This window comes from Roseitranquillus sediminis, assembly GCF_016918935.1.
In the GTDB taxonomy this organism is placed as follows: domain Bacteria; phylum Pseudomonadota; class Alphaproteobacteria; order Rhodobacterales; family Rhodobacteraceae; genus Roseitranquillus; species Roseitranquillus sediminis.
Map to the genome: position 1 here is coordinate 1 of NZ_JAFFOB010000006.1, position 24,866 is coordinate 24,866.

A 24,866-nucleotide genomic window follows, 5' to 3' on the forward strand; every position below is an offset into this window, starting at 1 on the left:
CATGAGCACGTGCTCAGGCATATGCCTAAGCCTCCATGGCTATGCCTGGGGGTCCGGTCGAAACGGGGGCCAGTTCAGCGACCACTTCCTCCGCCAGGCATGCGTCAGCGCAGGACGTGCAGGTCTGGGCGCAATCGTAGGCCTCTTCGATGAACTTCAGAAGTTGGTCGGCCGTGTTGCCCTGGACGTGGGGATGCGTGCTCACCATCTCGCGGACGTGCATCTTGCTTCCTCCTAGTTGGTGTCGGAGCTTCCAAAACATACGCCCTGGGGGTATTGTTCCGAGAAAGCACGACGGCCCAAGGCGAACTGAGGAGCTGTCGACGGTTAGCGGCAGACCTTCTCGAAAATTCCGACGAGCTCGCGGAATTTCTGCCGCTGCCCCTCCGGGTCGCCCGAGGCGATGGCTTGCTCCACGCAGTCGTCCGCGTGGTCCTGCAGGATCAGGACCTCGACCTGCGCCAGAGCTGAGCGGATCGCCTGCGTCTGATTGAGAATGTCGACGCAGTAGCGATCTTCCTCGATCATACGCATGACACCGCGAACCTGTCCTTCGAGCCGCGCAAGGCGCTGAAGGGTTGCTTGCTTGCGTTGCTTCATCGTCCTCTCATCGTTCGACGCGTCTCCACAAACCATGACCAGCTTCTGAAGTTTCGGGGAACACCTGAAGCTTCACCTCGTTAGTTCCAGCATACCCTTGAGGGGTATCGGCGCACGCTCTGGGAACCGTGGGGGCATCGGGCGCACAGACGGCACAAGCGGGAGAGATGCATGACGAAGCAGCTTGGAGCAGGCCTCGTTTTGGGCGTCATCGGCACCGTTCTGATCGCGGTCGCCGTCTGGCTGACTGTGGCGTACACCGGCGCCTACAACGTCGCCGCCTCGGACCAGCATGCCGATGCAATCCGGTGGACCCTCGACACGACGATGCACAGGTCGGTGGAGCGGCGCGCCGGCGACGTCGAGCTGCCGGAGACCTTTTCGGACGAACTCGTCGCGCAGGGCGCCGGCCACTATGCCGAGAGCTGCGTCTACTGCCACGGAGCGCCGGGCCAGGACCCGACGGAGTGGTCACGGGGAATGCGGCCCGAGCCGCCGCACCTGACGGAAGCCGCCTCCGAATGGAGCGCGGAGGAAATCTACTGGATCGTCGAGAACGGCATCAAGATGAGCGGGATGCCGGCCTTCGGGGGCCACCACGGGCCCGAGGGGGTCACGGCGATCACCGCCTTCGTGACGCGGCTGCCGGGTCTCTCGCCCGAGGACTACCGCGCCCTGACCGGCGGCGGCGCGGCCGCGGCGGGAGGCGCCGCCATCGCCCCCGCCGACTGAGACACCCACGACTGAGAAGGAGCACGCATGTCCTACATCCGCTTCGGGCTGATGATCCTCACCTCCACGGTGGTGATGTTCATCCTGATGTACCTCAACACCTACGCCTGGGAGCACCTCTTCTTCTCGGAGACTCGCACCTACATGGCGATCATGATGGGCGCCACGATGGCGGTCATCATGCTGGCGTATATGCTGGGCATGTATTCCAACAAGACGCTCAACATCGCCATCTTCGCCGGCGCCATCGTGGTCTTCGCGCTGTCGCTGTGGCTGGTCCGCAGCCAGGTGACGGTGTCGGGGCCGAGCTACATGCGGGCGATGATCCCGCACCACTCGATCGCGGTGATGACCTCGGAGCGGGCGCAGATCCGCGACCCGCGCGTGGCCAAGCTCGCGCACGAGATCATCCTGGCGCAGCGGCGCGAGATCGCCGAGATGCGCTACCTGATCGCCGAGGTGTCCGAGGGCAACGTCGTCGAGACGATCTACCAGGACCCACCGGCCGAGGTCGGCACTGTCGACGACGCCATCGGCCGCGCGCTGATCTCCACCCTCGATCCCTCGCCGATGCCCGAGGCCGAGGCCGAGCAGATCCTCGAGCCGGGCCCCCGCTGCGTCTTCAACCGCAGCCCCGAGACCGACCCGATCCTCTGGGCCGCGGAGGAGGGCGGACAGGCGGCGATGAAGCTCAACGGCGTGCTGGTGCCGCTCGAGGCGGGCGAGGAGAGCGACGGCGGCTTCGCCTTCACCGCGCCGGGCGTCACCATGACCGTCCGGCCGCTCGGCGAGGAGGCGGACTGGCGCTCCGACGCCGAACTGGTCTTCGCCATGGAGCAGGGCCTGACCGTCGGCTACCGCGGCTTCTGGGCCTGCGAGGCTTGAGGGCGGTGCACACAGCGGCCGGCAACGAGAAGAAGGAGCAGACCATGGCGCTCGACAGCACGAACAAGACGGCTCGGCTCTACCGGATGGTGATGCCGGGCCACCTCTGCCCCTACGGGCTGAAGTCCAAGGACCTCCTCGAACGCAAGGGCTTCGACGTCGAGGACAACCACCTGACGAGCCGCGAGGAGACGGAGGCGTTCAAGAAGGACCACGGCGTGGACACGACGCCACAGGCCTTCATCGGCGGCGAGCGCATCGGCGGCTATGACGACCTACGCGAGCATTTCGGGCAGGAGGTCAAGGGCGAGGACGAGACCAGCTATCAGCCCGTGATCGCGATCTTCGCGACGGCCTTCCTCATGGCCCTCGCGGTCAGCTGGTACGCCTTCGGCACCGTCCTCACGCTCCGCGCCTTCGAGTGGTTCATCGCCATCAGCATGACGCTTCTCGCCGTGCAGAAGCTCCAGGACGTCGAGAGCTTCTCGACCATGTTCCTGAACTACGACCTGCTGGCGCGGCGCTGGGTGCGCTACGGCTACCTCTACCCGTTCGGCGAGGCGTTGGCGGGCATCCTGATGATCGCGGGCGCGCTGATCTGGATCGCCTCGCCGGTCGCGATCTTCATCGGCGCAGTCGGCGCGGTCTCGGTCTTCAAGGCGGTCTACATCGACACGCGGGAGCTGAAATGCGCCTGCGTCGGCGGCTCGAGCAACGTGCCGCTAGGCTTCGTGTCGCTGACCGAGAACGTCATGATGCTAGCGATGGGCATCTGGATGCCGATCCGTATGGTCTGGCTCGGCTGATTGCGCCCAATCAGCTCAGTCGTCACGCCCCGCTGACCGAGGAACCCCTATGGCCTTTCTGCTTGGCTTTGCGCTCGTGTCCGCCTTGGGCATTTCGCACCACTATGGCCTTCTGGCCGTTCGAGCAGTCAAGCCCGACTCCGACAGCAGAGCGCAGGCCGCGATCATCGTGACCTTCCTCGGACTTCTCGCTCTCCATTCCCTGGAGATCCTGGCTTTCGCGGCGATCTACCGCGCACTGCTGGCCTGGGGCGCATTCGGGGATCTCGGCGGAGCATACGACGAGTCCTGGGGCGGGCTCATCTACTTCTCGGGCATCAACTTCGCCACTCTCGGCTACACGCAGATCGAGACCAGCGGGCCGATACGGATGATCAACATGATGCAGTCGCTCGGAGGTTTTATGGTGTTGACCTGGTCAGCCACGTTTCTCTACTCGGTCTGCGAGCGGGCCTGGCGCGAATAGCCGACAAGAAGTCCAAGGCAGCAATCAGTCCGCCACTGACACTCTCTCCTGATAGCTGCGCTCACGCTCCGGCCAGGTGCTTTTGATGTAGGCCAGCACCGCGCGAATTTCGGCGTCCGTCAGCACGTCGCCGAAACCGGGCATGTCGCTCTCGTAGCCGCCGCCGACGACGGCGGCGGTACCCTCCTTGACGATCCGGAACAGGACCTCGTCGGGATGATGCCATGTATGGCCGCTCGCGTCGTGCGGTGGCGCTGGCAGCCGGCCCGAAGGGAGGGGTGATCGCCAATCGGGTTGGCCCTCCAGTTCGGCGCCGTGGCACGCCGCGCATTGCGCCTCATAGATGGCGCGTCCCTGCGCGATGACTTTGGCGTCTGGCATAGAGCCTTCGTCCGCGACGTTACCGGCCGCCAGGACGACGGCGCCGGCAACGAGGCCCGCGCCCATGATCACGACAGGGAGTTTCGCCGTCACTCGGCGTTCTCGGCAATCCAGTTCCGCAGGAAGTCGATCTCGGCTTCCTGCGCCGCGATGATCTCCTCGGCGAGCTGGCGCAGCTGCGGGTTCTCGCCGTGCTCCAATACGATTCGCGCCATGTCGATCGCGCCCTGATGATGCCCGATCATGCCGCGCGCGAAGTCGATATCGGCGTTGTCGCTGAACTCGATGTCCATGGCGGCATGCATCGCTAGGTTGGCCGCCCTGTAGGCCTGCGTTGCGGGCGATCCCGCCGGCTGGGCGCCGTCTGCCGCCCCATGCGCGTCGTGTCCGGCGGCCGGGGCGGCGTCGGAGGGGGTGGCCTCGCCTGTCTGCATCTCTCCCATCATCTCGCGCATGATGTCCTGCATCATGGGGCGCATCATCTCCTCCATGTGCTCCCGCATGGCCTCGGACATCATGCCGTCCTGCATCATTGGCATCCCATCACCGCCATGCGCGCCGTGATCGGCCATCTGCGCGACACCCACGACTGGCAGCGCAAGAGCAAGGGCGAGACCGCCTGCGAACATCCTTTTCCTTCTCATATCAATCTCTCCTCATGCCTAAACATCACTGCATCCGGTCACGCGACTCGCGTGACGCTGTACCCCTCTGCCTCAACCGCGCGCCGCACGGCCTCGGGGTCAGCTGAACCGTCCACCGTTACTTGATTTGCCGCCCGACCGACGGTCACTTCCGCCGTCGGGTTGACCGAGTGGACGGCGCGGGTCACGGCCGCCTCGCAATGCGCGCAGGTCATGCCGGTGACTTGGAAACTCAGCATCTCGTGTCTCCTGAACGACTTGATGGACGAGATGTCGGGTCTTCCCATGTGGGAAGGTCAAGGCGTGCTGAAAGAAGATCCGGGGGGAAGATCCGGGGGATTGACCTTACCATCATGGGAACCCCCATCTTTCCTGTTGAGCGCAGGAATCGGGAGGCAGCCGTGCCGGATGGACAGCAACAGCACCTGGAGACCGGCGGCGAAGGCCGCATCGTCGACATCAGCATCGAAGGCATGAGCTGCGCCTCCTGCGTTGTGCGTATCGAACGCGTGGTGGGAGCGGTGCCGGGAGTGAAAGAAGCCAGCGTGAACCTCGCAACGGGGCGCGCGCGGATCCAGTCGGACGCCGAGACGGATGTTGCGACCATCGTCTCCGCGGTTCATGCCGCCGGCTACGAGCCCCGCATCGAGACGATCACCCTCGCTGTCGAAGGCATGACCTGCGCCTCCTGCGTGGGCCGCGTCGAGCGGGCCCTGAAGGCGGTGCCGGGCGTGCTGGAGGCGTCGGTGAACCTCGCCGCCGGTGCGGCGACCGTGCGGGTGCCTTCGGGCGCCGTCGGCGCGGCCGACCTCATCGGCGCGGTGGAACGCGTTGGCTACGAGGCGCGCGTCGCGAGCGGAAGCAGCGAGGAGCGCGCGGAGCGGCAGGCGGCGCGCGACGAGGAGGTGGGGAAGCTCCGCCGGCAGGTGATCCTCGCCGGCGCGCTGACGCTGCCGGTGGTGGTGCTCGACATGGGCAGCCACCTGGTGCCCGCCTTCCACCACTGGTTGCTCGGGCTGATGAGCCAGCAGGCGATCTACGTCGTGCTCTTCGCGCTCGCCTCAATCGTGCAGTTCGGGCCGGGCTGGCAGTTCTACGCCAAGGGTTGGCCGGCGCTGCGGCGGCTTGCTCCCGACATGAACAGCCTGGTGATGCTCGGCACCTCGGCCGCCTGGGGCTATTCGGTGGTGGCGACCTTCGCGCCTGGCGTGCTGCCGGCGGGGGCCGTGAACGTCTATTTCGAGGCGGCGGCGGTGATCGTCACCCTGATCCTGCTCGGGCGCTGGCTCGAGGCGCTGGCGCGCGGCCGGACCTCGGCGGCGATTACGGGGCTCCTGAAGCTGCAGGCCAAGACCGCGCGGGTCCTGCGCGACGGGGCGGAGCGGGATCTGCCGATCGAGGAAGTCGTCGTCGGCGATACCGTCCGGGTTCGGCCCGGCGAAAAGATCCCCGTGGACGGAACCGTCCTCGACGGCTCGAGCTTCGTCGACGAAGCCATGATCACCGGCGAGGCCGTCCCCGTGGAGAAGGGCGAGGGCGCCGAAGTCATCGGCGGCACCATCAACAAGACGGGCTCCTTCACCTACCGCGCCACCAAGGTCGGCGCAGACACGCTGCTCAGCCAGATCGTCCGCATGGTCGAGGAGGCGCAAGGGGACAAGCTGCCGATCCAGGCGCTGGTCGACCGGGTGACGCTTTGGTTTGTCCCCGCGGTGTTGGTCGCCGCCGCCCTGACCTCCCTCGTCTGGCTGGTTTTCGGGCCTGAGCCGGCGCTGACCTTCGCAGTCGTCAATGCGGTCGCGGTGCTGATCATCGCCTGCCCGTGCGCGATGGGCCTCGCCACGCCGACCTCGATCATGGTCGGGACCGGCAAGGCGGCCGAGCTCGGCATCCTGTTCCGCCGCGGCGAGGCGCTTCAGACGTTGCGGGATGCCGAGGTGATCGCGCTGGACAAGACCGGCACGCTGACCCGCGGCCGGCCGGAGCTGACCGACCTCGAGGTGGCGAAGGGCTTCGACAGCGACGCGGTCCTGCGGCTCGTCGGCGCGGTCGAGGCGGCCTCCGAGCATCCGATCGCCGAGGCGATCGTCGCCGCGGCGCGTGCCACCGGCGCCGCCCTGCCGCACGCGCGGAACTTCGACGCGCGGCCCGGCTTCGGCGTCACCGCCACCGTGGACGGCCAGAGCATCGCCGCGGGCGCCGACAGGTTCATGCGAGAGCTGGGGCTCGACATCGCCCCGTTCGCTGCGGTGGCGGAGCGGCTCGGTAGCGAGGGCAAGACGCCGCTCTACGCGGCCGTCGACGGACAACTGGCGGCGATCCTCGCCGTCGCTGACCCGATCAAGGAGACGACGCCGGACGCGATCCGGGCCCTGCACGCGCAGGGGCTGAAGGTGGCGATGATCACCGGCGACAATGCCCGCACCGCGCGCGCTATCGCCGACCAACTGGGCATCGACGAGGTCGTCGCCGAGGTGCTGCCCGGCGGCAAGGTCGACGCGATCAAGGCGCTGCAGCAGGGCGGCACCCGTGTCGCCTTCGTCGGCGACGGCATCAACGACGCGCCCGCCCTCGCGCAGGCCGATGTCGGCATCGCGATCGGCACCGGGACGGACATCGCGATCGAGGCGGCCGAGGTGGTGCTCATGTCGGGCGACCTGCGCGGGGTGGTCAACGCGATCGCGCTCAGCCGGGCGACGATGGCGAACATCAAGCAGAACCTGGTTTGGGCGTTCGCCTACAACACTGCCCTGATCCCGGTCGCGGCAGGACTGCTCTACCCGGCCTTCGGCATCCTCCTTTCGCCGGTCTTCGCGGCGCTCGCGATGGCGCTCTCGAGCGTCAGCGTGCTCACCAACGCCCTGCGCCTCCGCCGCTTCGCCCCGCCCCTCGCCGCCGCCCGCGGCAAGGGCACGGACATTCCCACCATCGCCTGAGAGGGAGAAGGGACATGAACATCGGCCAAGCTTCCAAGGCCTCCGGGGTGACCCAGAAGATGATCCGCTACTACGAGAGCATCGGACTCATCAAGGATGTGGAGCGGAGTGAGAACGGCTACCGCACCTACGCCCCGAACGATATCCATACGCTCGCCTTTATCCGGCGCGCCCGGCACCTTGGCTTTTCAATCGAGCAGATCCAGGCGCTGATGGCGCTCTGGCGCGACGAGGCGCGGTCGAGCGCCGAGGTGAAGGCCATCGCCAAGATCCACATCGCCGAACTCCAAGCCAAGATCGAGGAGCTCGCGGCGATGCAGCGCACGCTGGAGCACCTCGTCGCCTGCTGCGCCGGCGACGACCGCCCCGACTGCCCGATCATCGACGATCTCTCGGCGAAGGCGGAAGCGCCCGCCAAGGCAACGCCCGCCCGCAGCAACGGCCGACACCGCGCTCAGCCCCGCGTCTGATCCGTCGCCGCCCGACCGGAGGATCCCCTCATGGCACAGCACGCATGTCACGCCCACGGTCATGCCGGCGAAGTCCATGACCAGGAGCCCGAGCATCAGGCTCTCGCGACGGAGGCGGCACAACCGCCGACGCCAGGCGAACACGCCGGACATGGCGGCCACGGCGGGCACGCCGCGATGGTCGACGACTTCCGCAGGCGCTTCTGGATCTCGCTGGCGCTGACCCCGCCGATCCTCGTGCTCTCGCCGATGATCCAGCACTTCTTCGGCTACGATCTCGATTTCGCCGGGCGCGGGCTTGTCGTCCTCATCCTGTCCTCGGTCGTCTACTTCTACGGCGGCTGGCCGTTCCTCAGCGGCTTCGTGGGCGAGCTCCGCAAGCGCCAGCCGGGAATGATGACCCTGATCGCGCTCGCGATCAGCGTGGCCTACGTCTACTCGGTCGCCGTCGCCCTCGGGCTCACCGCGGGAACCGAGTTCTTCTGGGAGCTCGTCACCCTCATCGTCATCATGCTGCTGGGGCACTGGCTCGAGATGCGCTCGGTCCTCGGCGCCTCCCGCGCGCTCGAGGAGCTGGTCCGGCTGCTTCCCGACACAGCCATCCTCGTCGACGCCTCGGGCGCGACCCGCGAGGTGCCCGTCAGCGCCCTGAAACTCGGCGACCGCACCCTGATCCGGCCGGGCGCCAAGGTCCCGGTCGACGGCATCGTCGTCGAGGGCGAGTCGAGCGTCAACGAGGCGATGCTGACGGGCGAGTCCCGCCCAGTGCCGAAGACGCCCGGCGATCGCGCGATCGGCGGCTCGATCAACGGCGCCGGAGCGATGACGATCGAGGTGACCGCGACGGGCGACGCCACCTATCTTGCCCAGGTCATCGAGCTGGTGCGCCAGTCGCAGGCAACCCGCTCGCGCACGCAGGACCTCGCCAACCGCGCCGCCGCCTGGCTCACCTATATCGCGCTGACCGTCGGCATCGGCACGCTGATGGTCTGGCTCGCCTTGGGCGCGAGCTTCGCCTTCGCCATCGAGCGCATGGTGACCGTGATGGTCATCAGCTGCCCGCACGCGCTCGGCCTCGCGGTGCCGCTGGTCGTCGCGGTCAGCACCTCGATCAGCGCGCGCAACGGCCTCCTGATCCGTGACCGCGCCGCCTTCGAGCGGGCACGGCTGCTCGACGCCGTCGTGTTCGACAAGACCGGCACCCTCACCGAGGGCCGGTTCGGCGTCTCCGACATCGTGCCGCTCGGCGCCGCCGATGACGGCGAGATTCTGACCCTGGCCGCTGCGGCGGAGGCGCAGTCCGAGCATCCGATCGCGCAGGGGATCGTCGAGGAGGCGCGCCGCCGGAAGCTCACGGTGCCGCGCGTATCGCGCTTTCGCAACCTCACTGGCGAGGGCATCGTCGCCGATCTCGACGGCCGGGAGCTGCGGATCGTCAGCCCGGGCTACTTGGTCCGTGCAGGCAAGGCCATCGAGAGCGAGGCGCCCAAGCGCCTACAGGATCAGGGCAAGACTGTGGTCTTCCTGCTGCGGGATGGCGAGCCGCTCGCGGCACTCGCCCTCGCCGACGTCGTGCGGCCGGAGTCGCGCCAGGCGGTCGCTGACCTGAAGGCGCTCGGCGTGCGGCCGGTGATGCTGACCGGCGATGCACGCGGGGTCGCGGCCGCCGTCTCGGCCGAGCTCGGCATCGAGGAGTTCTTCGCCGAGGTGCTGCCCGACCAGAAGGCGTCGAAGGTGCGGGAGATCCGCGAGGGCGGTGGCTCGGTGGCCATGGTCGGCGACGGCGTGAACGACGCGCCGGCGCTCGTCGAGGCCGACCTCGGCATCGCTATCGGCGCAGGGACGGATGTGGCGGTGGAGTCGGCCGACGTGGTGCTGGTGCGGAGCGACCCGCGCGACATCCCGGCCATCCTCGGCCTGTCGCGGGCGACCTACCGCAAGATGGTGCAGAACCTGATCTGGGCGACCGGCTACAACGCTATCGCCATCCCGATGGCGGCCGGCATAACCTTCGGCACCGGCTTCCTGATGACGCCCGCAATCGGCGCTATCTTCATGTCGCTGAGCACAATCATCGTCGCCATCAATGCGCAGCTGCTTCGGCTGCGGCCGGCAGGTCGATCTAAATGATGCGTATCGAGGTTCAGGCGCGATCCGACTCACGATGCCGCGAAGCCGGCGTTGGCTTCTTGCCCGGCGTCGCCGTTCGTACGGATATACGCCTCAAAGGATGGCAGCAGCGATCCTGGCCGGAGACATCGACAGAAGGAGCAATCGAATGACCAGCAGTTCCACATTCAGCCGGCGCGGCCTGATCATCGGCGCTGCCGCAGTTCCCCTGCTGGGAGCGCCGCTCATCTCGCACGCTACAGAGCTGCCGCTGGTGAGCGTCAGCAAGGACCCGTCCTGCGGGTGTTGCGGCGCCTGGGTAGAGCACATCGAGTCTGCAGGATTCCCGGTCAGCGTGGTGGAAACGACCGAGCTCGACGCGGTGAAGCGGAGACTTGGGGTCCCGCCAGAGCTGGCTTCCTGCCATACGGCCGAGGTCGCGGATTATGTCGTCGAGGGACACGTTCCAGCGGCGGCAATTCAACGGCTGCTCAGCGAACGGCCGGCCGCCACGGGCCTCGCGGTTCCGGGCATGCCAATCGGCTCGCCAGGGATGGAGGTTCCCGGCGTCGAATCCGAACTCTTCGATGTCTTCCTGTTCAGACCGACGGGGCACACGACCTTCGCACAATTCCGCGGAGCTGAGGCGCTCTGACGCCATACCCCGGTTCCAGTCGTCGAGCGGTGCGTAGATCGTCACTGCGATTCCGAGCGCGACCGCGATGAACACCCAACGCAGCGGATCGAGATACGGGACGAGCGACAGGATCGCGGTCTGCGTCTCGGTCAGCACCTCCTGTGTGACTTCCACCGCGGCCGAGCCAACATCGTTATGCCCGCCGCACCGCCGCGCTTCATGATGTGCCTTTTTGCCAGGTTCTCGCGCGCGGGCGGCGTCTCGGCCACGAAGGGCAGGGATCGCGCGAGGAATCGCTCAGCCCACTGCCGCGCCGCCCCGAGATCGCCGTGCATGAAACCCGAGCGCGGGTAGAAGCCGAAGCCGAGGAACCCGACCGCGCCCGCCGGCGCCTCGAAGGCCGGCAGGGTGGTGGTTCGCCATGGCGATGGCGAAGGCCACGCCTTCCCGGTGCTTCGAGCGGGGTGGCGTCGCCGACGGCGCGGCTGTGTGCGGAGTCGCTAAAAGCCGAGAACACGGTCAGCGGCTTGCCCAGCCGATTCCGCAGCGCCTGCAGCTTGTCGAAGGCGGGTGTTTTCGCTGCAAGCCTGCTGGCGCCTCCGCAGGCGACATCGGTTCCGGCGCATCAATTGAACGGCCGCTTCGGCGACGACTGCCAAATCTCGGACGACTGCAGAGAAGGTCCGTTCTCCGCCCCAACCTCTGTTTCCGGCCGAACTGAACTGGGCACCGTCCGACTACTCTGTGGCGCGGGTGAGGACCTCCTCGGCCCATTGATTGAGGCTCTTCCCGGCCAGATCGGCGGCGAGCGCTGCCTTCCGGTGAACCTCGGGATCGACCCGGAACATGACCTGCCCGGAATAGGCCTTCTGCGGGTCCTTGCCCAGCTTGGCGCAGGTCTCGAGGTAGTCGTCGACCGCCTCGTGGAACGCGACATGCAGACCCTTCACGGTGTCGGCGTGGAAGCTCACGGAGTCGCGGATACCCGCGATCCGGCCCGTGAAGATTTCGTCGTCGTCGTCGTACTCGACGCGTGCTGCATAGCCCTTGTAGCTCATCGCGCTGGTCATGGCCTCACCCCGATCCTGGTCAGGAAGTCGCGCGCCTCACGCACCTGATACCGCTTCGCCTCCTTCGCCGGATGCGGCCGGTGGGGTGGCGACCTCGCCGTCCTTCTCGAACCTGACCCGCGATCCGCGTCCCTCGATCAGCCTTGCGCAGGCGGCGAGAAGCAGACCTTCGATGGCGGCCCACTCGATCGTGCCGGAGACCGGGTCTGTGAAGACGGCTGCAAGGACCTTGCGATGCTTCCTGTTCATCCGGCCTCTAACATATCTGTGCTTGCACAATTTGCAAGCGTTAGGGGCAGTTGGGACTGCGGCGAGCAGGCGCTCCTTCTGCTTGTCTCGGAGACAGGAGCAGGTGCGGACCTGCGGACCCAGAGTGCGGACCCCGATTTCCGGCCTGGCGCTAGCGGTTTGCCGCGCTGCCGCCCCCCGCATACGCAGACCGCCGCGGAGGAACCGAGGCGCCGCGGGCGAGGGGCGATGCCTCCCGATCGGTGGCGTCGCTTCGTGCGATCTTTCCATGATCCTGCCCTCAAAGCGTTGCATCTGTCGCGCCAGAAGTTCGACGTCCGGCGCCGTCAGTTGCGCGTGCCAGCGCCGCCGGATGCGGCCTTGGCGACGCCCCTTGCCGGGGTCGATTTCGCGCCCGAGGTGCTTCGCGCCGATTTCCCGTGCCGGTTCAGGTGGTTGGCGATGGTGATGAGCGACGCGGCCCAGCGCCGCCAGGCGGTCGAGCGGACGCAGCCCATGCGGATGCAGATCTGACGCCAGCGCACGCGCTCGGCGCGCAGCCAGATGATGCGGCCCTCGCTGGCCTCGACCAGGCGCAGCCACTCGATGCACTCCTCCATCCGCGCGATGTCCTGCGCCGACGGGATCACGCGCATCCGCGCCTCGTGGTAGCCGTAGGCGTGCCGGGCGTCGTGGACGTACTCGGGCCAGGAGCTGCCGTAGCCCTTCGGGCCTGAGCCGGGCGGGTTCGGCAAGCGCCGCAGCGTCAGTGCGGCTTCCTCGAAGCGGTCCTCGATCTCGCTCGGCGTGATGGGCATAGGGCTTCCTCCTTCGGGCTCAGTAGATTTGCAGGCGGCGCAAGGCGGCTTCGGTGACGAGCCCTCGGTGCAGGAGCTCATCTCGCATGGTGCTGGAGACGGCGCTGGGCGGGACGAACATGCCGGAGTTGATCCAACCGGCGAGCCGCTCCGCCGGGTCGGGAGGCTCAGCAGCGGCTTTGGCCGCGCTTTTCTTGGCAGATTGCGCGGGCCCGGCGCGGGCAAGCCGTCGCCGATGCGCGACGCGGATTGCCTCGGTAAAATAGTCCCAGGTCCGGATTGGAGTCTTCCGCTCCCGGGACGTCCGGGCCTGGATGGTGGGGAGGATGTCGGCCTCGAGATCGAGGCCTTCCTCGATCCAGCCGGCCAGCGCGCCGCTGGTCTCGACGATCGCGTCGCGGCCGGCATCCGAGAGACCGGGCCCGGCGACATCGAGGCAACGCGCCTCCACCTCGTCCAGCGGGACGGTCGGCGCCGCAGGCGTAGTAGTTACTGGTTCCCTTACAGGGTTAGTGTGCAGATTCTGCACATGGAAACCGGCGATTTCTACACATGGCTCCGGGTCCTCTCCATGTGCAGATGCCGCACATGGCTCGCGGCCAAAATCGTCCTCGAAGGCCAAGACGTAACGGGTGGAAAGGCGCCGCCGTGTCGCGGGATTGATCCGCCGCTCGCGACGGATCAGGCCCGCCCGCTCCAGCTCGTCGAGGTAGACGTTCAGGGTGCGCCGAGGGATTTCGGAATCATAGGCAAGCTGCTCCTGTGAAGGGAAGCATCCGTGGTCGGGATTGTGGCGATCGCAGAGGTGCCAGAGCACCATCTTGACCGCGGGTTTGAGCCCGCGCTGCTGGATGGCCCAGTTCGTTCCGCGGTGGCTCATCGTCCGCGGCCTCGGCCGAGCTGCGCGGTCACGAAAACCGACGGCCCCATGCCGCTCCAGGAGCTGCTGCAGAAGCGTCGCCTTGGCTGTGGCGCGGCGTGGTGAGCGGAGAGAGCTGCCGGGGCGCCTGCGGCGCGCGGACGCGCTTCGCGCGTCCGTTCCCGCACCGGTTCGGTTCCGCGCGCGCCCCGGCTCATCTGCAGCGCGGGAAGGCCTCGGGCTGGCCCTCGTAGATGCAGGTGGCGGCGTGGCCGGCGCCGTCGGTGGCGATCTGCTGGAAGCAGTCCGCGCAGCGGCGGCCGTGAGGCGCGCCAGGAGCGGATTCTCGCAGGTGTTCTGGCTCGTCCATCTGATCGCGAGGCGCGCCTGCAATTCGCTGGCCTTGCCGTGGGAGCGGGATGCTGGCGTCCGGCTGCATCATTCGCAGCAGCTGATCCGCGTCAGTCCGTTCCTCGTCGTCGCCACGCCGCGCAAGAATGGCACAGGCAAGCCGCAAGGTCCTGACATCGTGGTGGGCGACATCGGCGACGACACCACGCGCCCAGCTTAGCCTCGATCTTTTCGGAGGTGCCATCACCAACCCACCCGATTCGCCGCGAGGTGCCGGAGCTCATTCAGGGCGCGGCCGCTCAGGTGGTCGGGAACCCGCATGATCCGGCGCAGGCGGACCGGCCCGCTGTTCGTCCGTAGGAGCACCTCGCCGGGATGATCGGCCTCGCGGCCATGCGGCGCCTCCGGTGTCGTCTGCGGCGCCCAGCGCCCCAGCACAGTGCGACGTTCGGCGTACCAGCGGGTCATGACGAGAGCTCCCGCTTTGCGGCCGTACGTGCCGCATTCAGCTCGGCCATCCGCTCGCCGGAGCCGCCAGCTCGATCGGGATGCGCCGCACGCGCCTTGTCGCGCCAAGCGGCCTCGACGACCCCTAAATCCGCCTCTGGGCCGACGCCGAGCACAGCCCGCCAGTCCCGCGGCGGCGGCAGAGCCGAGAAGCCCCTGAAGGCGGCGCGGACAATGTGCAGGCCGCCGTAGCGCATCTCCTGCCGCCGGGCCTCGAGGACGTAGTAGATTGCCCGAACGTTGTCCTCGGGCTTGGGGAAGCGGTCGACAGCCACGCAGCGCTGGGCGCCGTCCCACTCGAAGTACACCGCGACCCCGGGATCAGCCGGTCGCGCCGCGCCCAGTGTGACGTTCGACGAGATGACGACGTGCCGGACCGGCATCCCGGTGTCCGCGCCGAAGAGGCGCAGCGAGTCCTGCAGGTCGGCTACCGCACGCGACAGCGAGACCTTGAAAGGCGACTGACTGCGGGACCTGGACCGCGGCAGCTCGGCCGGCCAGTGCAGCGGATAGGCGAGGGGGCTTGTCACCATGCCGCCCGCTCCTCAGCTTCCGCCGCGACGCGCGGCACCGCGAGCGCGGTCTCCAGCGCAGCGCGGGCGAGGACGACGGTGCCGAGCCCGACGAGGACGAGGATCATGATCCGTTCCATGAACGGGCTCCGTTACAGTGCGGCTGTGCGGGTGAGGCGCCGCACGATGGCTTCCATGAGATCGATCTGAAGGTCCGCCTGCTCGCGGCTCATCCGCCCAGCGCGGACCTGCTTCTCGTAGAGGGGGCGGCGCATCGAAGCCTCGCGCTGCGCCTCCTCGATCAGCTCGCGCACGGTAAATCGATCGGGGGAGGTCTCGGGGGCGGGATGGGCCATCAGAGCACCTGTCCGAAGAACAGGGCGGTCAGCGCCAACGTGCTGCCAATCAGGCCGATGCTCCGCACCACCCGTCGCCGGCGATCGCGTCGGTTGATCTCGGCGACGGCGTCGCGGACGATCGCGTTGCGGAGCTCGCAGGGGCGCTGGGCATCCGTCCAGTCGCCCCAAGCCTCCAGCTGCTCGCAGGCGTCGAGGACGGCGCCGTCGGTGTGGAAGTCAGGATGTGCAACGACCTCGCGTGCGCGCTGCAGGCCGGCGCCCGGGTGCGGGATCAGGACGGCGCTCATTGCCCGCTCCCAGGGCGCTTCGGCTCCTGCTCGCGCAGCCATTCCCGCACCCCGCCTTTGCGGTAATACACCCGGCGGCCGAGGCGGATGCAGGGCGGGCCGATCCGGCGCGTCTCCCAGCGTCCCAGCGTGTCGACCGAGATGCCGAGCTCGGTCGCGAGCTCCCCGCGGCTCATCCAGTCGCCGAGCAGCCGGTCGGCATGTTCTTCCGCCTGTTCGAGATTTTCGTCCATGGCGTCTGCCCTTTCCGATACCGCCGCCCAGCGCGGGCGGCCTTCTTGGGACAGAGCCAAGCTGATCGGATGGGGAGGCGGGGAGGCGTGGGGTGGCGCACGCCGCCGTAGGTGCATGCCACCCCCTGCTTTTACTGCTCGAAGCCCGCCGCGACGGGCAGGACCGGCGCCGGCGGCGCTGGTGCCGCGCGACGCGCCATGTGTGGGTTGACAGGCCTTCTCCAGCCCGAATCTCTTGAGCGCTGTTCCTCGTTCGTTCTAGAAGCGAGTCGTGCCGCTAAGCACAACCCAGAGGGACGTTCAGGGCGGACGCCAGAGAAGCCGCTCCACCTTGCGCCGGACTGATCCGGACCGCTCGAGTGCAGACCCCACAGAAGGAACGATGAAACGCCGCCGGCGCCTCGCCGCGTGCCGGCGCCCACTCAAGACGTGAGGTATTGCGATGCTGGCTGTGCCGCGGGCATTTTGGACGCTGCCGGAAGTGGCAGGACGATGGGGTTGCCGGGCGGAGGATGTCGCGGCCTGGGCGGCCGCCGGCCAGATCGAGATATCGACCGTGGTGCCGCCCGTCGTCTGCAGTGGCGAGTTCATCGAGGGTCTGGTGGCAATCAGCGTGACCGACGTGATGCCGATGTTTCGCAGGGATGGATCGGGGCCGAATTCCAGTCGCGTTCGTCGTCTACGTCCAGAGAACTGCGAGTGGCGCTACATCACCGATCCGCCCAAGGGTCTCACGGTCAAGAAGGTCGACCTCGTCCTGACGGCCGCGGAGATGAACCGTTTCGAAGTAGAGCACAGCATCTTTGAACGTCGGGCGACACCGGCAGTCCCCGCGCCTGTTGCCTCGAGCCACCTGAAGTACGACTGGGACGCGATGTGGGTGCACGTCCTCCAGCGCGTGCACGAGCAGGGCCTGCCCGAGACCCAGCGGGAGTTCGTGAGCGAAATCCAGGAGTGGTTCATCCGACGGTCTGCCGATGGCGACGCGCCCGACGAGCGGACGATCCGACGGCGCCTCACACCCGCATGGCGGACGCTGAGGGCGGAGGACGATGCCTAGTTCCGGACGACCAGCTTCGGCTTTGGTCGCATCAGCGCGGCCACCTCGTCGGCGCCGGCGCGCAGCGGCTGATCGGCCAGATGGGCGTAGCGCTGGGTCGTTTTCGCCTGGGTGTGTCCGAGAAGCTTGCCGATCATCGCCAGCGACGCCCCCCGGCCGGCGAGCATCGAGGCGAACGTGTGACGCAGGTCGTGCATGCGGACGTCCGGCAGCTCGGCGGCGGTCTGGATGCTCTTCCAGAACCGCCGGATGTCCTGCAGCGGCTGGCCCTCGACGTCGCCGGGAAAGAGCCACGGGCAGCCCGCCGGCGCCGCCGCCCGGCGGAGCCGCACGATTGTCGCAACGTCCTCCGAGATCGGCACCCGGTGCACCTTGCGCTGCTTGGTCGTCGCGGCCTGCTTGGTCCAGATGCAGAGGTTGAGGTCGAACTGCTCGAACTGTGCCATCCGGACTTCGCCGAGACGGGCGCCGGTCAGCATGCACATCCGGACAAGCGTCGCCGCGCGCTGGTCCTCCGCCGCGGCGAGGGCATTCGCCAGCCGGTCGACCTCCTCGAGCGAGAGGAACCGCTCCCGCTCCGTCTCTGCCCGCCGCAGGAAGCCCTCGGCCGGGTTGTCTTCGCGCATCTTCCATGGCCGCACTGAGAGGCTGAACATCTTCCGGAGGACCTCGCCGACGCGGTTCGCGCGGATCGGCGTCGGCTTAGACCCCTGCAGCTCCCGGTTGCCGCGCGACTTCGCCTTTTCCTTCGCCGGGCGTGCCCGGCCCTCGGCGATCTTCGTGAGGAGCCGCGCCACGTCGTCGGGCGTGATGTCGGCGACCAACCGCGTCTTCCAATCCGGCTCGACGAGGTTGCGGAGCATCGAGACCTGATCCGATGCGTTCCGGGGCGAGAGACGCGGCAGGTGTTGCTCGATATAGAGGTTGATCAGGTCGGGGATCCGCGGCGCGGCGCGCTGCTCCTCCCGTCGCGCCATAGGATCGTCGCCGGCGTCGATTTCGCGACGGAGCACCTTCGCGCGCTCGCGCGCGGCCACCACCGACCATTCGGGCCAGCGGCCGATAGTGAGCTTCCGTTGGCGCCCCTGCGCCCAGTAGTGCAGACAGAATGCCCGGAGGCCGGACGGATGGAGCACTACGGAGAAGCCGAGAAGCTCGCTGTCGAAGAGGTGGTACTTCGCCGATTTCGTGTCCGCCGCTTTTACCAGCTTCTCCGTTAATCTGTAGCGTTCCGGCACGTCAGGACCCCTCTTTTCTTAAACAACCCGACTGTTATGACGCGTGAGTAAGTCCCCATTGCAAGTAGAATGGCGACTAGCTCTCAGTATTCACCGAGTGCCATACTACCTTCATGTCGAAGCCGAAGGGTGGCAAGGGTGGCAAGGTTGGCATGCGGCGGCGCCGGGCGGCGCGCCACCGCGAGAACCTGAACCTCTAGAAAATGATGTGGCGCAGACGCAGCATCATTACCTATGCGGCATTGAATACTCTCGCGTAGACGCTCACGACCACATTGGCCAGCGGTTTACACAAAGCATCCCAGTTATATTTATCGAGGTCCACTGATGAATGATATGGACGGAAATGGACGATCGCGTTGCGAAGTCGGTAGATGCGTCTCGCAACCTGCTGCGCAAGCTGCTCATGTTCAGCAGTCTCGTCGTCGAGCGCAATGAGCAAAGCGCGTAAATCGTCCGGGTCTGCAAGTCTCAAGAGGCCGACTAGGCTGCCCTCCTCCTTCGGATACCACCCCAAGCAATCCTCTAGAGCCGCCGCAACCGTGTTCCAATCCTCTTGAATATTGAGAGAGCGCATCAAGTCTCGGGCGCCGGAGTAAGAGTAGAGCTGCTCCAGACATCGATATAGGGCAAGGAATAGTGTGGTAGGGTCGCCATCGAACAGTGAGCGGCACAACACGCGATAAGGGATCCGTTCGGGATCTTGATCACTGATACCTCGGAGAGCTTCCGCCACTCCTGCATCGTTCCACATGCCAATATAATCGCCTTCATCCAAGCAGAGTTCGAAGAACGTGCTCCAGGCAGACGCTGGGGGAGCAACGGCTCGAAAAACGCGTACGGGAGGATACAGCATCGCGATGGCGGCAGCGTCGTGCCCATTGTAGTCCGGATCGGAACTCCGATCAAATCCTTCCACTACATCCCGAATTTCGGCAACCGTCGCCCGCGGGCGCGTCCGCATCTCCGACAAAATAACCGTGAGATGGCTCGCATCGAGCTCTACCTCTTCGAGTTCCTCGATGCGCAGCTCGCCTTCGAACCCGACCGCGCCTACAAGCAGGTGGTCTTCCAAGCGCATAGTGGCGAGCGATCTTCGCGCATTGAACGAGAGACGTTCGTTGATAGAAGCACGAAGCATGAAGTGGCGATGTCGAGGCAGGGAAGCTATCCACCTCGGGGAGCCCGCATTCGCAAGGGCCTGCCCCCGCAACCGACAATAGTCGTCCAAGCCGGAGAAGATTGTGCGGTTCGCCGATATCAAGTGACGAGTCATCTAGTTGGCTCGCCAGCACGGCTCCATGTTCGGTAGGTTGAAGCTCTCGTCGATCAAGACTGAAAAACCATCGAAAAACACGCCGCGTTCATAGCGTCCGACTTGCCCGACCCGCCTATCGAGTGTTTCTGCCAGCACATCCAGTCGCAGGAAATCGCGTAGCTCGGGCGTATCCATGCCGTCCAGGTGGTCTGCAAAAGAACGAGCTTCTCTGCCAATTTTCTCCATTCTGGCCGCTCTGTCTGGCGCGGATCGGTCTAGGCCCGGTCGGCCGAGGACGAATTGAGCCACTGCGACTACGAAGCCAATCCGCGCAGGCTGGCTGTCGAAGATATTACGGCCTTTCGTGAATCGGCCGGTCGAACCTTCATCGTATCGGGAGAACGATCTATCTAGCACAACGAGAGCACTGAGGCAGTCGTAAAAGCTTTGCTGAAATGTCGCCTCCGACAGGTTCTCGACGAAATCGAGGCGAGAAAATTCATCCGACAGTGCCTCCCGGGTATCGACTGATGTCTTCCGCAGCGAGAATGCAATGTACAACTCGACAAGAGCGTCGCTGCTGAATTCCCCGCTGGCAACACGCCTTCCTGGCTTGTCCGGAGTAAATACGCGGCCGAGCTCCGGAACTCTCTCGTTGATTTCCTTGAGTAGCGGGGAATAAACGACCGACAGCTGTCGTGCTAGAGTCCAGGGTACTTGGCCGGTATTTAGGACCAGCATTCTGTAGATCATCCCGCCGATCGACCGGGTTAGCCAAAATTCAACTCTCATCTTCCGAGAACGAACGTTCGCATCGATCGTCGCCGCTTCTTTCAGCGCTGCGGTCCGCTGCATGCCATCGATTATTGAGAGCTCGGCTTTGTCGTTGGGCAACATGAGCGTGGCGAGATCGTCGTCGTGATTGTCGGTCGAGTAGGTGGCGAACGCCTCTTCGCTGACAACTACACCCACGACGACTGGCGGAAGCACAGCGCCACGGCGGATATCAGAGACCATTCGGTCGCGGATGCGCTTTGCTGTCGTAGTCTTAAGGGTGTCCCGCTGACCTGAGAGCGCCCCTTTTGCAGAATGGGCGGGCTCTACGAGGTCGAGGTAATGGCCGGCGGGCATATCCGTCATGACGGAGTAGCACTCGGTCCTGTCATCATAGAGCCAGTTCATTCAGGTCCTCGTTCTAGGAATCTGCGCGATCATCCAGTGGTGTGCGGCCACTTGGCAAGTCTTGGACCACTTCGCGCTGACGATCCATCCCCGGCCGCGCTTCCATGCCTCCATGCGGTGAGAGGCTAGGCTCGGGACGCCTGCAGTCCTGCGCTACCGGCTTGTTCGAATTGGAGCTGGCAGCGTGCGGCCACGAAGGCGATTCCCCTAGCCGCCCCGTGGGGCGCGAGGGCACCATAAGGGCGCTTCCGCGGCCGACGGCACGACGGGTCCCGCGGGCTGGGCCTGGGCGCCGATTAGCCCGGCTGCGAGACCGGAGGCTTACGCAACCAGGATCTTGTCCTATGGGTCATTGTTTTCGCTTGCGCGAATCACGAAAGCTCAGTGAGCCTGTGAGCTGTAGTGTGGCGGTAGGTTAGCGGAAGTCCCGCCCTCGCTTGGTATGCGGTGAGCCGGATCTGGAGATTTGCGGCCCCGGGTCAGAGGTAGTTAGCAGCTGGGCCGCTCATGCGAGGAGATTCGTATGCCCGAAGAGAAGGTAAACTTGGATATCGACGCTCTCGAAGTCGTCGATGATGATCCGGATTTTGTGAAGATTACCGCAGAAGAAATTGTTAACAAAATCAAAGAGCTCAAAGACGCTGGTGGGCTAGAAGGAGGGGTAGGGGTCGGAGTGGTTTGGTAAGGACGCTGCAGCGTTCGTGTGTGCTGAGGCCTCCAATTGACTCAGCACACCGACGCTGTTGTCTCGTTCCTCAACGAAACAGACTTGGCTCGCTTCGATGCGTTTGCGGAGACCAATCAGATAACCATCGTTCGCAAGTTCGACCTTACCTTAAGTAGATCAATCCAAGTTTCACCGGATGTGCTCCGCAAGTTGCGCGAAGAGTTTCCTGAAGCGCGGATTGAATTGGATCGGCCTGGCGAGCTCGAGTAGCTGCGGAGGTTAACCTCGGGTATGCCAAGCGCGAAAGAATACCTGAAGGAGGAACTTGGGTGGACTGACCCGGGGCTTCACGCCCTATCCGCGCGCTTCGCGGAAGTGATTGTCGAGATCGTGGAGTCAGGATTGGAAGGCGTTGGGTATCCGGTAGTACTGAGTCCTTCAGCATCTGCCAAATTGATTGCTCCACGCCGGGCGACACCAGAGGACTTTCTGGCACAAGCAGAGAAGCAATTTCGGAGCGACGTTGATCGCATTGGGGAGAGTGTAGGCCGTATCGGTAAGGACCCGGAAAAAACTCTCTCGCTTACCGGTGCCGTGGTCGGAAATTTAACTGAAGAGGAACTCCGCTCACTGTTAACCTCGCCGGAATCTGGCGTAGGATTTGCCGAGCTAGACACCCCTGGTGAGCTTGAACTGGATCGAGGACGAGCGTTAGTTGGCGCCCCCGACGTGGAGAGATGCGGGCTGGATGGAGAGGGCCAGATCATCGCGGTCTTGGATGGCGAAGTACTTCCGCATGTATCGCTCGCCGAGCGCCTCACTCAAAAGGGCAACTTCTCGAAGCACGGCTGGGGCGAAAAACCCGAACATGCCGGTGAACTCTTTGCCCGCAATCATGCAACTGCTGTTGCTACCATTATTGCTGGTGACGGTGAATCGGACACTGGGGAGACGCCGTTCAAGGGCCTCTGCCCAAAAGCGCACATTTGGAACTACAAGATCGCACCTTCAACGCCTCGAGGTTCGGATGTCGCGGCGGCATTGGAGGCGGCGTTCCGAGACGGCGCTAAGATCATCAACCTGAGCTGGGGCAAGAAGGACGCGGACATTGATGGTCGGAACCTGTGGGCGCGAACCGTGGATGCCCTTTTCGAGCGGGATGTTATAGTCTGCAAGAGCGTCGGGAACGCTGGCCCCGATCCAAGCACGCTCTCCGCACCCGCCGACGCGCACTTCGTAATTTCTGTGGGATCGGCTGAACTCGACGGATCAGGAGTTCAGGAGGGATCTAGTCGCGGCCCAACCGCAGACGGGCGAGAAAAACCGGAGCTTCACTGTCCAGGGGGCGGAGTGGTCTCCGGTTCCTTCGATAATACGTTCGCTCCTACCAGCCCACCGGGAACAAGTTTCGCGGCGCCCTTTGCGGCTGGTGCAGTAGCGCTGCTGCGCCAGCGTTTCCCCGAGGCAACGGCCGCGGAACTCCGGGATGCGCTCATGTCGTCGCCGCGTCGCAGTGTTGCCGGCGACAGCTTACAGCTGCTGAGTATTCCAGCCGCCCTCCAATTTATAGGATCGAATAAGTGACAGCGCACCGCCTGATATTAGTAAATCCACCTTTCGCGGCCGTTCACTATCCCTCGATTCAGCTCGGCATAATACAGGCCTATGCAGAGCGCGCCAGCGTCCAGACTCAGACGATTTACGCGAATCTAATGCTGCACAAGCTCATTGAATCGCGACTATATAATCTTATTTCAGATCACCGGGGCTTCCAGGTAGGCGATTGGCTATTTTCGCGTGCTGCGTTTCAAGATGAAGCTCCAGATGGCTTCATTGAGCAAAACTGGGACGGGCTGCGACTCCTGATCGAAGAGGCAGGAGTGAAGGTTTCCTATTTAGAGCACCTCCGCGAGAGTGTACTGCCGGAGTTCATCGATGAGTTTTCAGAATTCGTGGTCTCGCGCGCGCCAGAAGTTGTGGGTATCACGTCCACTTTTGAGCAGACTGTTGCCGGTCTTGCCATTGCTCGAGGTGTCAAGCGCCGAGATAATCGCATTAAGACAGTCTTCGGGGGCGCAAACTTTGACGATACCATGGGGGAGGCGCATTTCGCAGCATTCGATTTCATTGATGTTGTTCTCAGCGGTGAGTTCGAGCCGGCGGCGGCTTCTCTTTTCTCTGCACTTGGTCTTACGCAAGGACAAGTCCAATCTACGCCGGCGATGCACTCTCGCCTGAGTGCCCCCTCCTCAACTGTTCCGGGAGCGCCGGCTGGCGGCGGGCATGCAGCTGTATACTCGGCACCAGACTACTCCGATTATTTCACGCAGCTCAGGGAGGTCGGGATCGAGCGCAACGACATGAAGGCCCCCCTCGTCGTTCCGTTTGAAAGTTCAAGAGGCTGTTGGTGGGGAGAGAAGCACCACTGCACTTTTTGCGGTTTGAACGGAAGTACAATGAAATTTCGTCAAAGGCGAGCTGCCGATGTCGTTGAAGAGCTTTCTGCGCAGGAGCGACGCTTCGGAGCCACGCGGTTTGCTGCGGTGGACAACATAATCGGTCCTCAGTTCTTTCGGGAGTTCAGTGACATCCTTGAAAGCGCGGAAACGTCGTGGAGCATATTCTACGAGGTGAAAGCAAACTTAACGATCGAGCAGATACGCGATTTCTCGCGTGCGGGGGTTTGGTCGATCCAGCCAGGGATCGAAAGCTTGAGCACGCCTGTCCTCAAACTAATGCGAAAGGGCATCAGGGCAATCCAGAATGTTAACACTATGAAATGGTGCCACTATTTTAGGGTGCAATGCTCTTGGAACCTCTTATACGGCTTCCCGGGTGAGACGACAGAACATTATGCGGAACAGCTCCTAACGCTTAAGTCGATCAGCCATCTTCCGCCGCCCGCGGGAGGAGGGCGCATCTGGCTGGAAAGATTCAGCCCTTATTTCACCGGCCAAGCAGAAGGTTTCCACAGTGTCAGGTACGAGCGGAGCCTCGATTGCGTGTATCCCGCTCGAATAGACAAGCAGGCCATTTCGTATTTCTTTTCAGGCGAAGGTGCTTGCACGATATCGGATGATGACTATTCGACAACGGCGAGTTGGCTGAGGGAATGGCGCGAGCTCTGGAAGCGAGAGGTGCGGCCATATCTGTATTACTCTGGTTCTCCGGGGGAGATAAAGATAGCGGACGGAAGGGCCGATCCGTGGACGCCGAGAGTGTTGCGCTACAAGGAGCCGGTTGGAACAATTCTTCGGTTCTGTGGTGATCGTCCGAGGTCCGTGGAGTCTGTACTTGAATTCTTGCGTCAGCGATATGATGCGAAGTTTTCGCTTGAGGAGGTCGGGAACGTCATGAACGGATTAGTTGAGCGGGGCTTAATGATGACGGAGTCGGGGGCATACCTCTTTCTGGCTCTGCCGTTGTCAGAACATCGTCGGATCGGAGCGTCTGACCGGCGCGTTGATAAGGAGCGGTCGAGCGACGCTAGGAAGAGTGAGCGGCCACGTCCCGAGGAAGGACGCGCGCATGCGTCCTTCCCGCTGGAGTCAGGTGGTCTGTGAAGGGGCGC

At 64.8% G+C, this 24,866-nt stretch carries 30 protein-coding genes; 13 read left to right on the forward strand and 17 right to left on the reverse strand.

From position 1 onward, the window contains the following. Window positions 1-327 precede the first annotated feature (327 nt). Entirely contained in the window at window positions 328-600 is a 273-nt protein-coding gene (locus JM664_RS02660; RefSeq protein WP_227418361.1) for a metal-sensitive transcriptional regulator, read from the reverse strand. 171 nt (window positions 601-771) lie between these two features. Between JM664_RS02660 and JM664_RS02665 the strand changes: the two genes are divergently transcribed. The 4 genes from JM664_RS02665 to JM664_RS02680 are packed head-to-tail and all read left to right on the forward strand — an operon-like array spanning window position 772 to window position 3,489. After that, entirely contained in the window at window positions 772-1,332 is a 561-nt protein-coding gene (locus JM664_RS02665) for a c-type cytochrome (protein WP_227418362.1), read from the forward strand. Between the two features lie 27 nt (window positions 1,333-1,359). Beyond that, entirely contained in the window at window positions 1,360-2,217 is an 858-nt protein-coding gene (locus JM664_RS02670) for a DUF305 domain-containing protein (protein WP_227418363.1), read from the forward strand. 44 nt (window positions 2,218-2,261) lie between these two features. After that, window positions 2,262-3,023, forward strand: a complete 762-nt coding sequence (locus JM664_RS02675; protein WP_227418364.1) for a glutaredoxin — start codon at window positions 2,262-2,264, stop codon at window positions 3,021-3,023. Between the two features lie 49 nt (window positions 3,024-3,072). Next, a complete protein-coding gene (locus JM664_RS02680; RefSeq protein WP_227418365.1) occupies window positions 3,073-3,489 on the forward strand; it encodes an ion channel in 417 nt (138 codons plus the stop codon). 24 nt (window positions 3,490-3,513) lie between these two features. Here the strand turns inward: JM664_RS02680 and JM664_RS02685 are convergent, their stop codons facing one another. The 3 genes from JM664_RS02685 to JM664_RS02695 all read right to left on the reverse strand — a co-directional run bounded on the left by JM664_RS02685 (window position 3,514) and on the right by JM664_RS02695 (window position 4,753). Continuing rightward, window positions 3,514-3,870, reverse strand: coding sequence for a c-type cytochrome (locus JM664_RS02685; RefSeq protein ID WP_227418488.1), 357 nt, complete (start codon window positions 3,868-3,870; stop codon window positions 3,514-3,516). Between the two features lie 89 nt (window positions 3,871-3,959). Next, a complete protein-coding gene (copM, locus tag JM664_RS02690) occupies window positions 3,960-4,514 on the reverse strand; it encodes a CopM family metallochaperone (RefSeq protein ID WP_227418366.1) in 555 nt (184 codons plus the stop codon). A 38-nt stretch (window positions 4,515-4,552) separates the two neighbouring features. Next, entirely contained in the window at window positions 4,553-4,753 is a 201-nt protein-coding gene (locus tag JM664_RS02695) for a heavy-metal-associated domain-containing protein (protein ID WP_227418367.1), read from the reverse strand. A gap of 162 nt (window positions 4,754-4,915) precedes the next feature. Here JM664_RS02695 and JM664_RS02700 point away from each other — a divergent pair, with 162 nt between their 5' ends. From JM664_RS02700 to JM664_RS02715, 4 genes are all read left to right on the forward strand, one after another. Further along, window positions 4,916-7,450 carry a heavy metal translocating P-type ATPase gene (locus JM664_RS02700; RefSeq protein WP_227418368.1) on the forward strand — a complete coding sequence of 845 codons (2,535 nt, stop codon included), beginning with the start codon at window positions 4,916-4,918 and terminating at the stop codon, window positions 7,448-7,450. A gap of 14 nt (window positions 7,451-7,464) precedes the next feature. Then, window positions 7,465-7,920 (forward strand): Cu(I)-responsive transcriptional regulator, encoded by a 456-nt coding sequence (cueR, locus tag JM664_RS02705; protein WP_227418369.1) that lies wholly within the window; start codon window positions 7,465-7,467, stop codon window positions 7,918-7,920. A 30-nt stretch (window positions 7,921-7,950) separates the two neighbouring features. After that, window positions 7,951-10,050: a heavy metal translocating P-type ATPase gene (locus JM664_RS02710; RefSeq protein WP_227418370.1), complete on the forward strand. Its 2,100-nt coding sequence runs from the start codon at window positions 7,951-7,953 to the stop codon at window positions 10,048-10,050. Window positions 10,051-10,198: 148 nt separating this feature from the next. Beyond that, entirely contained in the window at window positions 10,199-10,684 is a 486-nt protein-coding gene (locus tag JM664_RS02715) for a DUF411 domain-containing protein (RefSeq protein WP_227418371.1), read from the forward strand. Window positions 10,685-11,403: 719 nt separating this feature from the next. On the opposite strand, the gene JM664_RS02720 is transcribed toward JM664_RS02715, so the two are convergent. The 4 genes from JM664_RS02720 to JM664_RS02735 form a co-directional block, all read right to left on the reverse strand. Continuing rightward, complete coding sequence (locus JM664_RS02720; RefSeq protein WP_227418372.1) at window positions 11,404-11,736, reverse strand: type II toxin-antitoxin system HicB family antitoxin; 333 nt, start codon at window positions 11,734-11,736, stop codon at window positions 11,404-11,406. A 36-nt stretch (window positions 11,737-11,772) separates the two neighbouring features. Then, window positions 11,773-11,985, reverse strand: coding sequence for a hypothetical protein (locus tag JM664_RS02725; RefSeq protein WP_227418373.1), 213 nt, complete (start codon window positions 11,983-11,985; stop codon window positions 11,773-11,775). Window positions 11,986-12,311: 326 nt separating this feature from the next. Continuing rightward, window positions 12,312-12,782, reverse strand: coding sequence for a DUF6362 family protein (locus tag JM664_RS02730; RefSeq protein ID WP_227418374.1), 471 nt, complete (start codon window positions 12,780-12,782; stop codon window positions 12,312-12,314). A 19-nt stretch (window positions 12,783-12,801) separates the two neighbouring features. Further along, the gene (locus JM664_RS02735) at window positions 12,802-13,662 is read right to left on the reverse strand and encodes a helix-turn-helix domain-containing protein (protein ID WP_227418375.1); all 861 of its coding nucleotides are present in this window, start codon (window positions 13,660-13,662) and stop codon (window positions 12,802-12,804) included. A 247-nt stretch (window positions 13,663-13,909) separates the two neighbouring features. On the opposite strand from JM664_RS02735, the gene JM664_RS02740 reads away from it, so the two are divergent. Further along, complete coding sequence (locus tag JM664_RS02740) at window positions 13,910-14,212, forward strand: hypothetical protein (protein ID WP_227418376.1); 303 nt, start codon at window positions 13,910-13,912, stop codon at window positions 14,210-14,212. 23 nt (window positions 14,213-14,235) lie between these two features. Here JM664_RS02740 and JM664_RS02745 read toward each other — a convergent pair whose 3' ends face one another. Genes JM664_RS02745 through JM664_RS02765 form a run of 6 tightly spaced genes read right to left on the reverse strand, consistent with a single transcriptional unit; the run spans window position 14,236 to window position 15,890 of the window. Beyond that, window positions 14,236-14,460: a hypothetical protein gene (locus JM664_RS02745; protein ID WP_227418377.1), complete on the reverse strand. Its 225-nt coding sequence runs from the start codon at window positions 14,458-14,460 to the stop codon at window positions 14,236-14,238. Beyond that, window positions 14,457-15,032: a J domain-containing protein gene (locus JM664_RS02750; protein WP_227418378.1), complete on the reverse strand. Its 576-nt coding sequence runs from the start codon at window positions 15,030-15,032 to the stop codon at window positions 14,457-14,459. Before JM664_RS02750 ends, JM664_RS02745 begins: the two co-directional genes overlap by 4 nt. After that, window positions 15,026-15,151 carry a hypothetical protein gene (locus JM664_RS18635; RefSeq protein ID WP_264465480.1) on the reverse strand — a complete coding sequence of 42 codons (126 nt, stop codon included), beginning with the start codon at window positions 15,149-15,151 and terminating at the stop codon, window positions 15,026-15,028. The genes JM664_RS02750 and JM664_RS18635 overlap by 7 nt, the downstream gene beginning before the upstream one ends. Before the next feature lie 12 nt (window positions 15,152-15,163). Beyond that, window positions 15,164-15,367, reverse strand: a complete 204-nt coding sequence (locus JM664_RS02755) for a hypothetical protein (protein ID WP_227418379.1) — start codon at window positions 15,365-15,367, stop codon at window positions 15,164-15,166. Continuing rightward, window positions 15,367-15,657 carry a hypothetical protein gene (locus JM664_RS02760; RefSeq protein ID WP_227418380.1) on the reverse strand — a complete coding sequence of 97 codons (291 nt, stop codon included), beginning with the start codon at window positions 15,655-15,657 and terminating at the stop codon, window positions 15,367-15,369. The genes JM664_RS02755 and JM664_RS02760 overlap by 1 nt, the downstream gene beginning before the upstream one ends. Beyond that, on the reverse strand, window positions 15,654-15,890 hold the full coding sequence (locus tag JM664_RS02765) for a helix-turn-helix transcriptional regulator (RefSeq protein ID WP_227418381.1): 237 nt from the start codon (window positions 15,888-15,890) through the stop codon (window positions 15,654-15,656). Before JM664_RS02765 ends, JM664_RS02760 begins: the two co-directional genes overlap by 4 nt. 442 nt (window positions 15,891-16,332) lie before the next feature. Here JM664_RS02765 and JM664_RS02770 point away from each other — a divergent pair, with 442 nt between their 5' ends. Then, a complete protein-coding gene (locus tag JM664_RS02770) occupies window positions 16,333-16,950 on the forward strand; it encodes a hypothetical protein (protein ID WP_227418382.1) in 618 nt (205 codons plus the stop codon). On the opposite strand, the gene JM664_RS02775 is transcribed toward JM664_RS02770, so the two are convergent. From JM664_RS02775 to JM664_RS02785, 3 genes are all read right to left on the reverse strand, one after another. Then, window positions 16,947-18,188: a tyrosine-type recombinase/integrase gene (locus JM664_RS02775; RefSeq protein WP_227418383.1), complete on the reverse strand. Its 1,242-nt coding sequence runs from the start codon at window positions 18,186-18,188 to the stop codon at window positions 16,947-16,949. The two genes, JM664_RS02770 and JM664_RS02775, sit on opposite strands and share 4 nt — an antisense overlap. Window positions 18,189-18,420: 232 nt before the next feature. After that, complete coding sequence (locus tag JM664_RS02780; protein WP_227418384.1) at window positions 18,421-19,263, reverse strand: hypothetical protein; 843 nt, start codon at window positions 19,261-19,263, stop codon at window positions 18,421-18,423. Window positions 19,264-19,464: 201 nt separating this feature from the next. Continuing rightward, a complete protein-coding gene (locus JM664_RS02785; RefSeq protein ID WP_227418385.1) occupies window positions 19,465-20,628 on the reverse strand; it encodes a hypothetical protein in 1,164 nt (387 codons plus the stop codon). Window positions 20,629-21,151: 523 nt separating this feature from the next. Between JM664_RS02785 and JM664_RS02790 the strand changes: the two genes are divergently transcribed. From JM664_RS02790 to JM664_RS02800, 3 genes are all read left to right on the forward strand, one after another. Next, the gene (locus JM664_RS02790; RefSeq protein ID WP_227418386.1) at window positions 21,152-21,313 is read left to right on the forward strand and encodes a hypothetical protein; all 162 of its coding nucleotides are present in this window, start codon (window positions 21,152-21,154) and stop codon (window positions 21,311-21,313) included. A gap of 273 nt (window positions 21,314-21,586) precedes the next feature. Next, window positions 21,587-22,879 (forward strand): S8 family peptidase, encoded by a 1,293-nt coding sequence (locus tag JM664_RS02795; RefSeq protein WP_227418387.1) that lies wholly within the window; start codon window positions 21,587-21,589, stop codon window positions 22,877-22,879. After that, window positions 22,876-24,858 (forward strand): RiPP maturation radical SAM C-methyltransferase, encoded by a 1,983-nt coding sequence (locus tag JM664_RS02800; RefSeq protein WP_227418388.1) that lies wholly within the window; start codon window positions 22,876-22,878, stop codon window positions 24,856-24,858. The genes JM664_RS02795 and JM664_RS02800 overlap by 4 nt, the downstream gene beginning before the upstream one ends. Window positions 24,859-24,866: the final 8 nt, after the last annotated feature.

What these genes read in the sequence shown, in the direction of transcription:
- JM664_RS02660 (WP_227418361.1), bottom strand. Translation starts at nt 600, where the DNA reads ATGAAGCAACGCAAGCAAGCAACCCTTCAGCGCCTTGCGCGGCTCGAA.
- JM664_RS02665 (WP_227418362.1), top strand. Translation starts at nt 772, where the DNA reads ATGACGAAGCAGCTTGGAGCAGGCCTCGTTTTGGGCGTCATCGGCACC.
- JM664_RS02670 (WP_227418363.1), top strand. Translation starts at nt 1,360, where the DNA reads ATGTCCTACATCCGCTTCGGGCTGATGATCCTCACCTCCACGGTGGTG.
- JM664_RS02675 (WP_227418364.1), top strand. Translation starts at nt 2,262, where the DNA reads ATGGCGCTCGACAGCACGAACAAGACGGCTCGGCTCTACCGGATGGTG.
- JM664_RS02680 (WP_227418365.1), top strand. Translation starts at nt 3,073, where the DNA reads ATGGCCTTTCTGCTTGGCTTTGCGCTCGTGTCCGCCTTGGGCATTTCG.
- JM664_RS02685 (WP_227418488.1), bottom strand. Translation starts at nt 3,870, where the DNA reads ATGCCAGACGCCAAAGTCATCGCGCAGGGACGCGCCATCTATGAGGCG.
- copM (WP_227418366.1), bottom strand. Translation starts at nt 4,514, where the DNA reads ATGAGAAGGAAAAGGATGTTCGCAGGCGGTCTCGCCCTTGCTCTTGCG.
- JM664_RS02695 (WP_227418367.1), bottom strand. Translation starts at nt 4,753, where the DNA reads ATGCTGAGTTTCCAAGTCACCGGCATGACCTGCGCGCATTGCGAGGCG.
- cueR (WP_227418369.1), top strand. Translation starts at nt 7,465, where the DNA reads ATGAACATCGGCCAAGCTTCCAAGGCCTCCGGGGTGACCCAGAAGATG.
- JM664_RS02710 (WP_227418370.1), top strand. Translation starts at nt 7,951, where the DNA reads ATGGCACAGCACGCATGTCACGCCCACGGTCATGCCGGCGAAGTCCAT.
- JM664_RS02715 (WP_227418371.1), top strand. Translation starts at nt 10,199, where the DNA reads ATGACCAGCAGTTCCACATTCAGCCGGCGCGGCCTGATCATCGGCGCT.
- JM664_RS02720 (WP_227418372.1), bottom strand. Translation starts at nt 11,736, where the DNA reads ATGACCAGCGCGATGAGCTACAAGGGCTATGCAGCACGCGTCGAGTAC.
- JM664_RS02725 (WP_227418373.1), bottom strand. Translation starts at nt 11,985, where the DNA reads ATGAACAGGAAGCATCGCAAGGTCCTTGCAGCCGTCTTCACAGACCCG.
- JM664_RS02730 (WP_227418374.1), bottom strand. Translation starts at nt 12,782, where the DNA reads ATGCCCATCACGCCGAGCGAGATCGAGGACCGCTTCGAGGAAGCCGCA.
- JM664_RS02735 (WP_227418375.1), bottom strand. Translation starts at nt 13,662, where the DNA reads ATGAGCCACCGCGGAACGAACTGGGCCATCCAGCAGCGCGGGCTCAAA.
- JM664_RS02745 (WP_227418377.1), bottom strand. Translation starts at nt 14,460, where the DNA reads ATGACCCGCTGGTACGCCGAACGTCGCACTGTGCTGGGGCGCTGGGCG.
- JM664_RS02750 (WP_227418378.1), bottom strand. Translation starts at nt 15,032, where the DNA reads ATGGTGACAAGCCCCCTCGCCTATCCGCTGCACTGGCCGGCCGAGCTG.
- JM664_RS18635 (WP_264465480.1), bottom strand. Translation starts at nt 15,151, where the DNA reads ATGGAACGGATCATGATCCTCGTCCTCGTCGGGCTCGGCACCGTCGTC.
- JM664_RS02755 (WP_227418379.1), bottom strand. Translation starts at nt 15,367, where the DNA reads ATGGCCCATCCCGCCCCCGAGACCTCCCCCGATCGATTTACCGTGCGC.
- JM664_RS02760 (WP_227418380.1), bottom strand. Translation starts at nt 15,657, where the DNA reads ATGAGCGCCGTCCTGATCCCGCACCCGGGCGCCGGCCTGCAGCGCGCA.
- JM664_RS02765 (WP_227418381.1), bottom strand. Translation starts at nt 15,890, where the DNA reads ATGGACGAAAATCTCGAACAGGCGGAAGAACATGCCGACCGGCTGCTC.
- JM664_RS02770 (WP_227418382.1), top strand. Translation starts at nt 16,333, where the DNA reads ATGCTGGCTGTGCCGCGGGCATTTTGGACGCTGCCGGAAGTGGCAGGA.
- JM664_RS02785 (WP_227418385.1), bottom strand. Translation starts at nt 20,628, where the DNA reads ATGAACTGGCTCTATGATGACAGGACCGAGTGCTACTCCGTCATGACG.
- JM664_RS02790 (WP_227418386.1), top strand. Translation starts at nt 21,152, where the DNA reads ATGCCCGAAGAGAAGGTAAACTTGGATATCGACGCTCTCGAAGTCGTC.
- JM664_RS02795 (WP_227418387.1), top strand. Translation starts at nt 21,587, where the DNA reads ATGCCAAGCGCGAAAGAATACCTGAAGGAGGAACTTGGGTGGACTGAC.